Annotated in this window: 19 protein-coding genes; 12 read left to right on the top strand and 7 right to left on the bottom strand. The window is 39.7% G+C overall.

What is annotated here, in order from left to right; genetic code table 11:
• The first annotated feature begins 257 nt into the window (after nt 1-257).
• From QZZ23_RS00090 to QZZ23_RS00075, 4 genes are all read left to right on the top strand, one after another.
• Complete coding sequence (locus QZZ23_RS00090; RefSeq protein WP_292466161.1) at nt 258-713, top strand: hypothetical protein; 456 nt, start codon at nt 258-260, stop codon at nt 711-713.
• A 324-nt stretch (nt 714-1,037) separates the two neighbouring features.
• The gene (locus QZZ23_RS00085; protein ID WP_292466160.1) at nt 1,038-1,835 is read left to right on the top strand and encodes a basic amino acid ABC transporter substrate-binding protein; all 798 of its coding nucleotides are present in this window, start codon (nt 1,038-1,040) and stop codon (nt 1,833-1,835) included.
• A 204-nt stretch (nt 1,836-2,039) separates the two neighbouring features.
• Nucleotides 2,040-2,690, top strand: a complete 651-nt coding sequence (locus tag QZZ23_RS00080; protein WP_292466159.1) for an amino acid ABC transporter permease — start codon at nt 2,040-2,042, stop codon at nt 2,688-2,690.
• Complete coding sequence (locus QZZ23_RS00075) at nt 2,677-3,399, top strand: amino acid ABC transporter ATP-binding protein (RefSeq protein WP_366931282.1); 723 nt, start codon at nt 2,677-2,679, stop codon at nt 3,397-3,399. The genes QZZ23_RS00080 and QZZ23_RS00075 overlap by 14 nt, the downstream gene beginning before the upstream one ends.
• 63 nt (nt 3,400-3,462) lie before the next feature.
• On the opposite strand, the gene QZZ23_RS00070 is transcribed toward QZZ23_RS00075, so the two are convergent.
• Complete coding sequence (locus tag QZZ23_RS00070; RefSeq protein ID WP_292466157.1) at nt 3,463-3,963, bottom strand: GNAT family N-acetyltransferase; 501 nt, start codon at nt 3,961-3,963, stop codon at nt 3,463-3,465.
• A gap of 137 nt (nt 3,964-4,100) precedes the next feature.
• On the opposite strand from QZZ23_RS00070, the gene QZZ23_RS00065 reads away from it, so the two are divergent.
• The 8 genes from QZZ23_RS00065 (at nt 4,101) to QZZ23_RS00035 (ending at nt 9,083) form a co-directional block, all read left to right on the top strand.
• Nucleotides 4,101-4,274, top strand: coding sequence for a hypothetical protein (locus QZZ23_RS00065; protein ID WP_292466156.1), 174 nt, complete (start codon nt 4,101-4,103; stop codon nt 4,272-4,274).
• A 22-nt stretch (nt 4,275-4,296) separates the two neighbouring features.
• Nucleotides 4,297-5,094 (top strand): DUF1638 domain-containing protein, encoded by a 798-nt coding sequence (locus QZZ23_RS00060; protein WP_292466155.1) that lies wholly within the window; start codon nt 4,297-4,299, stop codon nt 5,092-5,094.
• A gap of 212 nt (nt 5,095-5,306) precedes the next feature.
• On the top strand, nt 5,307-5,819 hold the full coding sequence (msrA, locus tag QZZ23_RS00055; RefSeq protein ID WP_292466154.1) for a peptide-methionine (S)-S-oxide reductase MsrA: 513 nt from the start codon (nt 5,307-5,309) through the stop codon (nt 5,817-5,819).
• Nucleotides 5,820-6,115: 296 nt separating this feature from the next.
• Complete coding sequence (locus QZZ23_RS00050) at nt 6,116-7,189, top strand: PAS domain S-box protein (RefSeq protein ID WP_292466153.1); 1,074 nt, start codon at nt 6,116-6,118, stop codon at nt 7,187-7,189.
• A complete protein-coding gene (locus tag QZZ23_RS00045) occupies nt 7,162-7,548 on the top strand; it encodes a histidine kinase dimerization/phospho-acceptor domain-containing protein (protein ID WP_366931281.1) in 387 nt (128 codons plus the stop codon). Before QZZ23_RS00050 ends, QZZ23_RS00045 begins: the two co-directional genes overlap by 28 nt.
• 307 nt (nt 7,549-7,855) lie before the next feature.
• Nucleotides 7,856-8,017, top strand: a complete 162-nt coding sequence (locus tag QZZ23_RS14630; RefSeq protein WP_366931280.1) for an ATP-binding protein — start codon at nt 7,856-7,858, stop codon at nt 8,015-8,017.
• 124 nt (nt 8,018-8,141) lie between these two features.
• On the top strand, nt 8,142-8,378 hold the full coding sequence (locus QZZ23_RS00040; protein ID WP_292466152.1) for a cytochrome b5 domain-containing protein: 237 nt from the start codon (nt 8,142-8,144) through the stop codon (nt 8,376-8,378).
• Between the two features lie 252 nt (nt 8,379-8,630).
• Nucleotides 8,631-9,083 (top strand): FAD synthase, encoded by a 453-nt coding sequence (locus tag QZZ23_RS00035; protein WP_292466151.1) that lies wholly within the window; start codon nt 8,631-8,633, stop codon nt 9,081-9,083.
• A 55-nt stretch (nt 9,084-9,138) separates the two neighbouring features.
• On the opposite strand, the gene QZZ23_RS00030 is transcribed toward QZZ23_RS00035, so the two are convergent.
• The 6 genes from QZZ23_RS00030 to QZZ23_RS00005 form a co-directional block, all read right to left on the bottom strand.
• Complete coding sequence (locus tag QZZ23_RS00030; protein ID WP_292466150.1) at nt 9,139-10,281, bottom strand: pyridoxal phosphate-dependent aminotransferase; 1,143 nt, start codon at nt 10,279-10,281, stop codon at nt 9,139-9,141.
• Nucleotides 10,282-10,321: 40 nt separating this feature from the next.
• Nucleotides 10,322-10,726 carry a 6,7-dimethyl-8-ribityllumazine synthase gene (gene ribH / locus QZZ23_RS00025; RefSeq protein ID WP_292466149.1) on the bottom strand — a complete coding sequence of 135 codons (405 nt, stop codon included), beginning with the start codon at nt 10,724-10,726 and terminating at the stop codon, nt 10,322-10,324.
• A gap of 57 nt (nt 10,727-10,783) precedes the next feature.
• The gene (ribC, locus tag QZZ23_RS00020; protein ID WP_292466148.1) at nt 10,784-11,248 is read right to left on the bottom strand and encodes a riboflavin synthase; all 465 of its coding nucleotides are present in this window, start codon (nt 11,246-11,248) and stop codon (nt 10,784-10,786) included.
• A 16-nt stretch (nt 11,249-11,264) separates the two neighbouring features.
• A complete protein-coding gene (locus QZZ23_RS00015; RefSeq protein ID WP_292466147.1) occupies nt 11,265-12,416 on the bottom strand; it encodes an alanine--glyoxylate aminotransferase family protein in 1,152 nt (383 codons plus the stop codon).
• Nucleotides 12,417-12,583: 167 nt separating this feature from the next.
• The gene (locus QZZ23_RS00010; RefSeq protein ID WP_292466146.1) at nt 12,584-13,141 is read right to left on the bottom strand and encodes a CBS domain-containing protein; all 558 of its coding nucleotides are present in this window, start codon (nt 13,139-13,141) and stop codon (nt 12,584-12,586) included.
• Between the two features lie 100 nt (nt 13,142-13,241).
• Nucleotides 13,242-13,765, bottom strand: a 524-nt coding sequence (locus tag QZZ23_RS00005; RefSeq protein WP_292466145.1) for a hypothetical protein, incomplete at its 5' end; no start/stop codon positions are given.

Genomic DNA, 13,765 nt, shown 5'->3' with positions numbered 1-13,765 from the left:
TCTGCAGTAGTTTGATTCATCCTTTTTTTTTATTATTATATAATTCTGCTTATTGTTTTACATAAACGGTATATTGTGCACTATTTATTGTAACATTTCAAGCTTCGGATTATTATTATTATATTTGTTTTACTAATTGTATTTTTATTTAAAAAAAGCTATCCTGCTCCGCATTGAATCGACATATTTAAGTAATAACCCGTCTATCAATAGCCGTCTATACTAATATATAGCAAGGTAGTAATCGGAGTCAAAAAATGAAGAAATTTTTAAGCATATTAATGGTTTTCCTGATGGTCGGACTTGTAGCCGTATCAGGTTGTGCGGACACAGCTGAAGAACCAGCTGTTGACGAAGTTGTTGAAGAACCAACTGTTGCAGATGTAGAAGCAGTAGATGAAGTAGTAGTAGATGCAACAGTAGATGCAGAAGCAGATGTAGTAGATATGGTAGATGCAGAAGCAGTAGATGCAGAAGCAGTAGATGCAGAAGCAGTAGATGCAGAAGCAGTAGATGCAGATGAAGAAGCAGTAGATGCAGATGAAGAAGCAGTAGATGCAGATGAAGAAGCAGTAGATGCAGAAGCAGTAGATGCAGATGAAGAAGCAGTAGATGCAGATGCAACAGCAGATGAAGAAGCAGTAGATGCAGATGCAACAGTAGATGAAGAAGCAGTAGATGAAGAAGCAGTAGATGAAGAAGCAGATATTTAATAATTTGCTAACGAAACTGCAACATAATAATTTATTGTAACTAAATAACCATACTATGGCAGTCTTTTTGAACAGAGGTTCGGAAGACTGCCAAAACGTATAATCGAGTTCTCATTTTCTTTCTTGTATTCATTATTTCTTATTGTTTCACTGACTCTTTTTCATGCGATTCCACATTCATTTATCCCTAAATGAAAAATGTTTCTATACTCTTTGTTTTCAGAACCCCTTTCTAAAATTTAAAATAGAAAGCCTTAAGTCTATTGCAAATTTACGCATATTGGTCTATAGTCTATATAGAAGATGTTTCAGGGAGGATTAAAAATGAAAAAATCATTTAGTTTTTTGCTAATAGGAATATTAATGATTGGACTTGTTGCAGTTTCCGGATGTGCTGACAGCACGGGGGAAACCAATAAGGTTGAAGATGTGACAGAAGAAGTGGTACCAACTTACGTAGTAGGAACAGAACCTTATTTCCCGCCATTTGAATATGCAGATGAGAACAACAGTAATGATATCATAGGTTTTGACGTGGATCTTATTAATGCAATTGCAGCAGACCAGGGCTTTAATGTAGAATGGAAAGACCTTGAATTCGATGCACTTATCCCTGCACTTCAGTCCGGACAGATTGATATTATTGTTTCCGGTATGACAATCACTGAAGAAAGGGAAGGGTCTGTGGATTTCAGTGACCCATACATCAATGCAGGCCTTTCACTTGCAGTTGCCGCTGATAATGAAGATATCAAGAGCATGGCTGACATTCAGGGCAAAGTTGCTGTAGTCCAACAGGGTTCAACAGGGGCTTTAAAAGCTGATGAGCTCAAGGAAGAAGGCATAATAAGTGAGGTCATTTATCTTGCGCATGTAAGTGACATTGTCATGAGCATACAGAACGGACGTGGTGACTTCATGATCAATGATCTGCCAGTTACAAAATCCTTTATGGTTCAGAACCCAGGTGTAATCAAAATAGTTGATGATCAGGTACAGAGTGACTCCTATGGATTTGCTGTAAAGACCGGAAATACTGAACTTCTTGATATGCTCAATACAGGTCTTGCCAACGTCCAGGCAGATGGTACATACGATCAGATAATGGAGACATATTTCTAACTTTTTACATCGTGAATATGCAAGTTCCTTGCATATCCACCATTATCATATTTTTAGGCTGAAGCACGAATAGATATGTATCGATATATTTATATGTCGTTCCGGTATGCCTACTTTAGTTGAAATATACAGAACCATTGCGAAAAAAACGGAGGAATATCCCTGTCCCTTTTATCCTCATATCTGGAACATATCATCAAAGTCTTGCCTGACCTGATAGCCGGGTCAATGATAACGATAGAGATAACATCTTTTTCCCTGTTTTTCGGATTGATACTTGGTACGATATCGGGTCTTGGGAAGTTATCCCGGAAAACAATATTCAGGTATCCATGTATCGTTTACATTGATTTCATAAGGGGAACCCCTTTGTTGGTCCAGATTTTACTGTTCTACTACGGAATTCCAGGTCTGTATTCCAATGCAACCGGTAATTCATTGCAGATAGATCCGATACTTGCCGGTATCATTGTATGCAGTATAAACAGTGGGGCTTATATTGCAGAGATAGTACGTGGCGGCATTCAATCCATTGATAAGGGGCAGATGGAAGCTGCACGTTCGCTTGGTATGAATGAAAGGCTGGCAATGAGGGAGATTATCCTTCCGCAGGCATTCAGGAGAATAATTCCTCCTCTTGGAAATGAGTTCATTGCGCTTTTAAAGGATTCGTCACTTCTTGCTGTAATTGGTGTGCATGAACTGCTGAAGTCAGGACAGTTATATATTTCCAGAACATTCGCAGCATTTCCGGTGTATATTGCTGTTGCATTGATGTACCTGGTACTGACAATTGTAATATCACGCATAGTTGCATATTCTGAAAGGAGGCTTGGTGTCAGTGATAGAAGTTAAAGACCTTTACAAGAGATTCGGTGAACTAGAAGTACTAAAAGGTATTTCGGTTGATATAAAAGAAAGTGAAGTTGTATGCGTAATAGGTCCTTCCGGCTCAGGCAAAAGCACTTTTCTCAGGTGTCTTAATCTTCTAGAAATGCCAACATCCGGTGATATAATAATTGATGGGGAAAAGGTAACTGACAAAGGTACCAATATTAACAAGATACGTGAAGAAGCTGGTATGGTGTTCCAGCATTTCAATTTGTTTCCCCATAAAACAACACTTCAGAATGTTGCCCTGGCTCCTATAAAGGTCAGGAAGCTCACAAACGAGGAGGCTGAAAAACGTGCACATGACCTGCTGAAAAAAGTGGGACTTGAAGACAAGGCAAATGTTTATCCTTCTGCACTTTCAGGCGGGCAGAAGCAAAGGGTTGCAATTGCAAGGGCACTTGCCATGCATCCAAAGGTTATGCTTTTTGATGAACCAACATCAGCACTTGATCCGGAAATGGTGGGGGATGTTCTTGATGTTATGAAAGACCTGGCACAGGCAGGTATGACCATGGTAGTTGTTACCCATGAAATGGGATTTGCAAGGGAAGTGGGTGATAGGGTGCTTTTCATGGATGATGGTGTCATAGTTGAACAGGGAACTCCTGAAGATATATTCTCCAATGCCAAACATGAGAGAACAAGATCTTTCCTCAGCAAAATACTGTGAATCAGATGGTAAAAATCAATAGCTGAAATTGAATACAGATGCTTTGATGCTTAAATCATCAGTTCACTTCTTTTCTGCAAGGTCTTTTATGCCTTTCTCATCCAGTCTGTATATTACCCATTCTTTCTGGGCTTCACTGCCAAAGTGCTCATAGAATTCTTTTGCAGGATTCCAGTCAAGCATACTCCATTCCATTCTTCCGCAGTTTCGTTCTTCCGCAATCTGTCCGCAACGGACCATAAGCGATTTCCCGACACCCATTCCACGGAATTGTGGATGGACAAATATGTCTTCGATATACAAGCCGGGTTTGCCGACAAAGGAAGAGAAGTTATGGAAGAATATTATAAAGCCCGCCGGTATGCCGCTAATCTCAGCTATTATTGTCTCTGCATATGGCTTTTTCCCAAAGAGGGCTTCTCTAAGACTTTCTTCTGTTGAAAGGACATGGTCACTAAGCCCTTCAAATTCGGCCAGTGAGCGTACAAAGTCCATAATAAGGGGGATGTCCTGTTCACCTGTCTCCCGGATAGTTATTTCACTTTTCCCTGAATCGTTTTTCATAATCTCACCTTTGAGCTGTTGCAAATCAATTAATCGATTAATCAATAATGCAGATTTAAAGAGCGTCAGCTTCTCATCCTATTAGAATACTAGTATTTTTAATAAACCAGTGAAAACTGCTGATATGGGATAAAGAGATGCAAATTGGAAAAATCGTGATAATAAGTATTGTTGCTTTTATACTGGTAACTGTACTTGTTACTCAGATCCTGCAGGATAAGATCTTCTTTTCGCTGTTTGTTGGCATCCCTTCCGGAATAGTGGCTTTTGTGATAAGCTTTGTTTACCTGTACATGCAAAAGAGTGAATAAGAATTAGTGAATATGTACTAATATGCCACTACTGACAATATTATCTTGCAAAATTCTCCAGGACGAGGTTGTTCATATTCTGGAAAATGACCCATCACTAGATGAGATACTGGTTGTTGCTAACGGGCAGGAGGCGGATTTCACCTCCAAACTTCAAAAGGCAGGTCTCAGTTATCAGCTGTTATCTCCTGACAAACTCTCTGTAGATACTGAAAGTTACAAGAGTGATCCTAATCGTTATTCTGTTATGGTGTACATGGTTGAGCTTGCATTGCATGAGTTTCCCAAGATCCTCAAAACAGAAGTGTACAAGTTACTGGAAGGACTGATTCAGTATTCCAGTGGTATCCTGCTCTTTTACGGACTTTGCGGAAATGTGTTTGACAAGATAGAAACTGACTTTGAACATCTTGGAACATCATGTCCTGTGAGAATACTAAGAGATGATACACGAACAGTTGATGATTGTGTAGGTGCTACTCTTGGTGGCTGTGGTGAATACCTTTCGACTCTCAAGAAGTTCAGTGATCAGGGTACATTCCTTTTTACCCCTATGTTTGCACATGCCTGGCGCGAGATTATGAGAGTTGATCCTGATAATCCCGAAAAAACGATAAAAATGTTAAGAAAGGTCAATGAAATTACCGGATACAAGCGGGTTGCCAAGATCAGGACTGGATTGAATCATACTGATGATTTTGATGAAAAAGTAGCTGAGTTTGCAGAGATATTTGATTTTGAGGTTCTGGAAATAAAAGGTTGCCAGAATATATTTGAGAACTGTTACACTTCTATCAAAAAAGAGATAGTCGGTCATTAGTGGGAATTTTCTGCGTTTAAATGAGTACTCTACGGTAGAAAGATTTATACCGTATGGATTCACAGTTTTTAACGGGGGCAGGTCTTTATCGCTAATGCAGGATCTAAGAACCAGAACTATATTCATATTGTTTTTACTGGCCATTGCTTATGTAGGCATATATATCATGTGAACCGCCAAAGATAGTGTCAACCAGTTCTATAGGTGATGAGATGAGATCAAGGGAAGAATTACTTAATGAAGGCTATGAAATAGCAATGTTTGCAGCAGGTTGTTTCTGGGGTGTGGAATCAACATTTAGAAAAGTAAAGGGTGTGGAATTCACTCAGGTAGGGTATACAGGGGGAACACAGGAAAATCCAACGTATAAAGAAGTATGCACCGAGAACACCGGGCATGCAGAAGCTGTAGAAATTATTTTTAATCCTGCGGTTGTACCTTACGAAAAATTATTGGAACTTTTCTGGGCGCTACATGATCCTACTACTCTTAATAAACAGGGACCGGATATTGGGACTCAATATCGTTCTGCTATATTTTATCATAATGCTGAACAGAGGAATGTTGCTATTGCATCAAAGATTAATCTGGAAAAGTCCAGGGGATATAATGGGAAGATAGTAACCCAGATACTGCCTGCAGGAGCGTTCTATCGTGCAGAGGAATACCATCAACAGTATTTCGATAAAATGGGTACCGATGGAGGATGTATTATAAAACGTTGATTAAATTACCAGGGTGAGTATGTGTTTCTCGTACTCCCTCACTCAAACAAGTGACTGCTTTTTTCAATATCCTGTCTTTAAAAGTACAGTCATCGGGACTCATAAAAACTTGATATTCTCATGTTTACAAGTAGTTGTGATTTTGAATAAAAATAAAAGGCTATTTATAGAAATCATAATTAATTTAGATTTGGCCCAAAAATGACAACACATTCGAAAAACATCAGTTTTTTTCAAAAAAGAAACTTTATATTTATCAGATAAAAGATACTATTCAGGAAAACCGCTCATTTTCAATGGGGGATGGAACTGATAGGAACTACGTCAAGTGCAATTATGGTATGCGCAGTCTGAATGATACAGAAAATAAAAAAGTATCTCGGGGTGACAAACCGGAAGAAAACAGTGCTGAACAAAAAAAGCGTAGCGATAAAGAAAGATACAGGTTGTTTTTTGAAAATTTATCTTATGCTGTTCTTATTCATAGAAAAGGACAGATAATGGATGCCAATCCCGAAGCGTATCAGTTGTTAGGCTACACCAGAGAGCAATTGATTACAAAGAATCTGCTTTCATTTGTTGTGGGGCGAGACAATAATACTGAGAAAAGTATCAATGGTGAATTCGCCCAATTTGAACTGAAGCTTAGAAGAACTGATGGAACAGTAATGGATGTGGAAATTACTTCATCTCCAGTAGATGAAGAAGATAATTCAATTCAGGGAATTATAATATGTGACATTACAGAACACAAAAATGCTGATAATAACCTGAAAAATCAGCTTTATTTTATGGAAACACTATTGGATATCATTCCAAGTCCTATCTATTATAAAAATAAAAAGAACGTCTACATTGGTTGCAATAAGGCATTTTCAAAAGAAATAATATGCGCAGCTAAAGCCGAGATACTTGGAAAAACGCTGTTCTATTTCCCTTATTCAATACCCTATGAGACGACCTCCGTGTACCACAAGTACGACATGGAACTAATGTTACATGGAGGGACGCAGACATATGAAGGGATTGTCAGGAAGACTGACGGAACATTAGGTAATTTCATTTTCAACAAAGCTGCTTTTACTGATTCAAGCGGAAAAATAAGTGGAATAGTAGGAGCTATGCTTGAGATTACTGAATACAAAAAGGCAGCTAATTCTCTTCTTGAAAAGACAACATTACTTGAGGGATTACTCAAATCCTTACCTGATATGGTATTTTTCAAAGTTCTGGATGGCATATATCTTGGTTGTAACCCTATTTTTTCAGAATACATCGGTCTTTCTGTGGATGAGATCGTTGGAAATAATGATTTTGACCTTCTGGATGAAGAAACAGCAAGATTTTCCGCGAAAAAGATAGAATTGTAATCGAATCCGATAGCTCCCATAAAAACGAAGAATGGGTGGATTATCCGGATGGCAGAAAAGTACTCCTTGAGACATTCAAGGCTCCTCTTAAAACACCGGATGGAAAACTTATCGGTTCTCTGGGAGTTAGTCGTGATATCACTTCCAGAAAACATGCTGAGCGGTTACTGCTGGAAGCAAAAATAGCAGCAGAGATAGCAAACCGGACAAAGACGGAATTCATAGCGAATATGAGTCATGAACTTCGTACACCATTGAATTCAATTATAGGCTTTTCTGATGTCCTGCTTGAACAAATGTTCGGGGAATTGAATAATAAACAGAAAAAAATACCTGGGACATATATCAGGCAGTGGTAAGCAGCTATTAGACACAATCAACAGCATTCTTGATATTTCTAAGATAGAAAATGGACAAATTGAACTTTATTATGAAACCATAAATATTGTAGGTCTTGCTCATGGAATCATTAGAATACTCAAACCGCTTGCAAATCAGAAGAATATCAGTATAGATGTACAGGATATGTTTATCAAAGGAACATGTGAAATTGGTAAAAATCATATATCACAGGTTCTTTATAATCTTGTTGGGGATGCAATAAAGTTCACTCCCCAAAACGGATCGATATCTGTTTCGATCGTAGAAAATGAAGACACTTTCTAGATATCAGTAAGTGACAATGGGATTGGTATTCCTGAAGATCGCATGGATGAAATATTCTTGTCATTCAGGCAACTTGAATCTCATGCGAGCAGACGATACGGAGGAACTGGGATTGGTCTTGTTCTAGTGAAGGAGTTCATAGAAATGCACGGTGGGGTATAAATGTGAAAGTGAATCCGAAAAAGGAAGTAGTTTTTTATTTACAATCCCTAAGAAAGCAAGTGGAAAATGAAATCAAGACCCAAAAGCCTATAAGCCTAAAATTAAATGTATGATTGGTGAGGATATGCAGGAATTCACAATAGAAGAAGTTGCAAAATACAATGGTAAAGATGAAGAAAAGGTATATGTTATCTATGACGGTAACGTCTATGATGTAAGTGACAGTGATTTTTGGGGAGGTGGCGAACACATGGGATTACATGAAGCTGGCACGGATCTTACTGAAGCTCTGAATCTGGAAGCTCCGCATGAGGTCGATGCACTGGAAAGCTATCCTGTGGTGGGTACAATTAAAAAATAAGTTAATTGGTGCTTTTGGCACACTTCAGGATTAGTATGTTTTACATAGTTAATCCTGAACCTTCATAGTTTCAGTTCGGTGCTGAGTCTATCTGCAAGAACTTTCAGCAGCAATAATTACTTCAATAAACTTTTTTCATCAATCGTACGCAATTGCGTGTTTCGATATGGTTTAAATTCAATATAATACTGCATATTTTGAAACATCGTGATTTGAAGGATTCAATATCGGAGCTATCTTTATAATGTATGCTTGTTTATAGGGGGGCAGCACACAGGTGATGTTTTGGTAAGAGTACTTGCAACAGGAACATTTGATCTGCTTCATCCGGGACACATACTCTATCTTAGTGAAGCAAAAAATATGGGTGATGAACTCTATGTGATAGTTGCCAGGGGATCTATGATCAGGCATAAACCAAAGCCTATAATTCCTGATGAACAGAGACTGGAAATGGTAAGTTCCCTGAAAATTGTCGATAAGGCAATTCTTGGAAGCGATTCTGATATTTTTATACCTATAAAGCAAATACAACCTGACATAATTGCGCTTGGATATGATCAGGGTTTTGATATTCAGCAACTTGAAAAAGATTTGCAAGATAAAGGTTTTGCCTGCAAGGTAGTGAGGGTCCGCCATTCATTGTCATGTCCACTTTGCAGTAGTGGAAAGATCATTAAAAAAATACTTGAACGCTACAAGTAAGTAAAAGTAAAACCTGAAACCATTTTAAAAATAAAATAAAATAAAAAAGAACAGATCAGACAAGTGCTGCTTTGATCCTTTCTAATCCTTCCTGTATTCTTTCAAGTGATGTTGCATAAGATATTCTTATGAAATCCTTGCCGCTTTCACCGAAGGCAGAGCCCGGAGTGACTGCAACATGTGCATTCTTCAGTAGCTTTTCTGTAACGGTATCGCCATTTCCATACTCGCTTACATCTGCAAAGGCATAGAAGGCACCACCTGGTTTCTGGCACTTTATGCCAATGGCATTAAGACCGTCTACAAGAAGGTCACGTCTTATCTTAAACCTGTCAACCATTTCGGCTACTGGTTCCTGTGGTCCTTCAAGAGCTGCAACACCGCCGTACTGGACAAAGCTTGTTGCACTGCTTACGGAGTGAGATTGTATCTTCAACATACCTTTGATGATGTCTGATCTTGCGTGGACGTAACCAAGTCTCCAGCCGGTCATTGCGTATGCTTTGGAAAAACCGTTGACTGTGATGGTTCTGTCCTGCATACCTTCCAGGGAGCCTATACTGACATGTTCCTGGTCATAGATGATTTTCTCATATATCTCATCAGAGAGTACAAGAATATCGTTGTCGATAGCTATGTCTGCGATATTTTTAAGGGTCTGTTTATCATAAACAGCTCCAGTTGGATTTCCAGGGCTGTTAACAACTATGAGCTTTGTTTTGTCAGTGATGTATTCTTCAGGATTTTGAGGCTTAAAACCATCTTCCGCATCAGTTGGTACCCATACAGTGTTGGCACCTGCGAACTTGATGGCCGGATCATATGAGACCCAAGCAGGGTCAAAAAGTATGGCCTCATCACCATCATCGAGCACTGACATCATGATCTCAAAAATGGCTTGCTTTGCACCGGGTGTGACAATTATGTCCGATGCTTTTGCATCCAGTTTGTTCTCTGTACAAAGTTTTAGGGCAATAGCATCCTTAAGTTCCGGAATTCCGGCAGAAGGTGTGTAATGCGTTTCACCCCTGTACATTGCATCTGCAGCTGCATCGCATATATGTTTAGGAGTGTCAAAATCAGGTTCACCCAGAGTGAAACTGATTATATCTGTGCCTTCCTGTCGCATTTTATTGGCAACATTTGCAGCTTTTATAGTTGCCGATTCTTCCACACGCTTTAATCTTGATGATGCCATCAATTACACAACCATTTTTCAGTTTTTATAGTATAAAACATCAGAGGCGCTGCACAAGCTTAACTGCTGCTTCAACGGCACGCTTTGCATAGTCTACGCGCTGGTGGGCTTCCATCCTGGTCATTCCAGGTCCGGCAATTCCCAGTGTAACAGGTTTGTTATACTCTAGGGAAAGATCGGTTATTTTCCTTGCAGCATGCTGTACTACTATTTCATCATGCTTAGTTGCACCCTCAATAACAATTCCTATTGTAACCACTGCATCGATGTCATCTCGCTCGCAGAGTTTCTTGATAGCCAGAGGCATGTCGTATACTCCTGGAACCAGGATCTTTTCAACTACCTCTACTCCAAGGAATTTTGCATGCTCTTCACCGAGCAATTCCATCTGGAATGTAAGGTCTCTGTTAAATTCAGCTATTACAAATCCCAATTTTATGGTCATGATAATCACTTAAGATTTTTATATTAATTTATAATTTCATCGTTTCTTTATACAACATCATATCCTTGCAGGTCCGACATCTTCAAATCCCTGCCTTTGACCGGTGCCGGCTTCCTTTATTAGTTTTTCAGGTATGGACAGCATTTTAACAACATTCAGCGCGTGTTCCCTTGATCTTTGTTCCATGAGGAAGACAAGTTCTTTTTCATCCTTTGCTTCATCCTCGTGAACAAAAACCTCTATAATATGGGTGTTCGTCATAAGCTGTGCCTGGATAATTCCAGTGGATGCTTCATGTGCGCATATCTTATCCTGTTCTTTACTGCCTGGCATGCCAAGAGCTATGACAATGTCGCACTTTTCTTCATCGATGAGTTTTTTGGCTGCCACCGGAAGATCCTTAATTCCCGGAACTGTTCTGCGTATTATTTTGGCAGAGATGTTCATCTGAATCTCATCGATTGCAGCTTTTCCCATATTAAAGCGTGCAAATGTAGTGTCTACAACTCCTATTGTTGGCATACTCACCTGATACTTATTAAAGGAGGGTGTCCAGTACGTCGCTAGCAGCTTCCGTACCTGCTCCAATATGTGATATGATTCCTCTCTTGCGAAGGACGATCTCAAGTTCCTGTATTGTCAGCATGATGTCCTTTGGCTGAACATTACCCATGCTCCCTATCCTGAAGATCTTACCGCTAAGGTGATCCTGTCCTCCGGCAATGGTGATGCCCCTTCCCATCATATCTTTCTTTATATCGTTGCCTGTAACTCCCTCCGGAGCTTTCATGGCTGTGACTGTGTTGGAATAGTGGCTGAATTCATCATTAAGCTGCGGAAACATCTCAATACCCATTGCACCGGCTGCTGCACGGACGGCTTCGGCACATGTTGCATGGCGCTTTATCCTGGCATCCATACCTTCTTCCTTTACAATATGGAGTGCTTCCTGAAGGCCAAAAAACAGAGGAACTGCCGGAGTATAAGGTGTCTGTGACTTGTCACCGCTCTTCTTGTATGCTTTAAGATCCAGGTAATATGGCAGTGATTCCTTTTCGTCCATAGCTTCGAAGGCACGCTTGCTAACTGAGATCATGGAAAGTCCTGGTGGTGCAGCGAGGCATTTCTGAGAACCCACAACTGCGATGTCAATGCCCCAGTCATCGGTCAGCACGGTATCTCCTCCAAGGGTTGTCACACCGTCCATTATGAAGAGTGCATCGTGTTTCTTTGCAAGCTTACCGATCTCCTTTGCAGGATTCTGTATTCCGGTTGAGGTTTCGTTGTGAACAAGGGTGATTGCTTTTGCACCTTCTTCAAGTTTCTTTTCGATTTCGCCCTGATCAAAGGAGCAACCCCATTCATTTTCCAGAGGATTCACCTTTCCGTACCTTACGGCAATCTTCTTGAATCTCTCGCCGAATTTACCATTTTCAAGGGTAACTACAACATCATCTTTGCCTGTTGTGCATCCAACGGCTGCTTCCATTGCAGCAGTACCTGAACCACTTAAAATGAAAATATCATTTTTTGTCTGGAATACATCAGCCAGAATTTCACAGCAGTCATCATACATTGCTGAGAACTCTGCTCCCCTGTGGTTTATCATAGGTTTTGACATTGCCCTGAGGACGCGAGGTGCAACAGGAACCGGTCCTGGCATCATAAGAAGTGTATCTTCAAGATCCATATTAATCTCCTGATTATCTTTGACCTGTAATTGTAATTTAATTAGTTTGATTTTGTGCATGATCATTTGAGCAGACTCGCATGAAGTACACAGTTACCCATAAAAAGGCAACTTTGCCTGATATGCAACCTTATTATTTAACCTTAGCCAGACACATTCCTGAAAGACTATTCACTCAGCAATTTAAGTATGTCGTACTTTGTCACAACACCTGCAACATGGCCCTTTTCTAGCACTAAAACTGCTGGATTTTTCTCAAGCATGTAGGATGCGGTTTTGACATCGGTGCTTGGGGAAAGTGTCGGGAAGGAGTCACCCATTATATCTCCTATCTTCATGTGAGATACGACTGAAGTTTTCTTATCTGCCATTGACCTGACGATCATATCTTCGGATATGCTGCCAACGGAAATGCCGTTCTGTATGACAGGTATCTGTGATATGTTAAACTTTTCCATAATATTGACCGCAGCATCAATACTTTCATCAGGGGATACGGATATCAGCTCCTTATTCATGATATCTCTGAGGTAGATATCCTCTTTTTCTATATCATTGAACACATTGATTATCTTCTTGAGGGTTGATAGCCTGGGGTCTACATCCCCGGCTTCTATCCTAGCTATCAGTGGCTGGCTGACACCTGCCCTTTTTGCAAGATCACTCTGTGTAAGCCCAAGTTCGTTCCTTTTTTGTTTTAGTTCATCAGGCGATGGAAGTTGCATGGATATTACTGATGGTAATTATCCTATTTAAATCCAATTAGAGAAGTCAGAATTTAACCCGAAAATCAATTTAGAAAAAAAGATTGAAGAAGATGAAACATCATTCATCTTCCGGAATATCTACTTCCATGACAATGTTACCTTCATCATCCATCATGGTCATTTTGCCGTTAATGATTTTTGTTTCAGACAGGACATTGTTGTCCTTATCATAATATGTCATGATGAAACTTTCATCGTTCTCATCAATAGGAGTGTACATCTCCATTCTGGCAACATCCTCATCTGCAGCTACATTTATTTCGGTGACTGTATGGCACATTTCTATTCCTTCAATAGTTTCAGTACCTACAATTTCCATTACAAGAGTTTCTCCGGTGCTAGGATCTCTCATTGTCATGGTTGTACCTACCGGACAAACTTCATCCTCTGCTCCTTCCGTATAGGTTATATCGACTTCTTCTCCATCTTCTCCATCTTCTCCATCTTCTCCATTTACGGTAATGGTTTCTTCTTTATCGCTACACCCGGATACTGCCAGAGACAATACCAATAATACTAGAAATATTAGAGGATTTCGATATACCTTCATTTTAGATTCACTTAAGTATTCAAACTCAATTT

Source organism: Methanolobus sp. (genome assembly GCF_016278385.1).
In the GTDB taxonomy this organism is placed as follows: domain Archaea; phylum Halobacteriota; class Methanosarcinia; order Methanosarcinales; family Methanosarcinaceae; genus Methanolobus.
The sequence above is the reverse complement of the archived record's forward strand: the minus strand, read 5'-3'. Positions and strand labels throughout refer to the sequence as shown.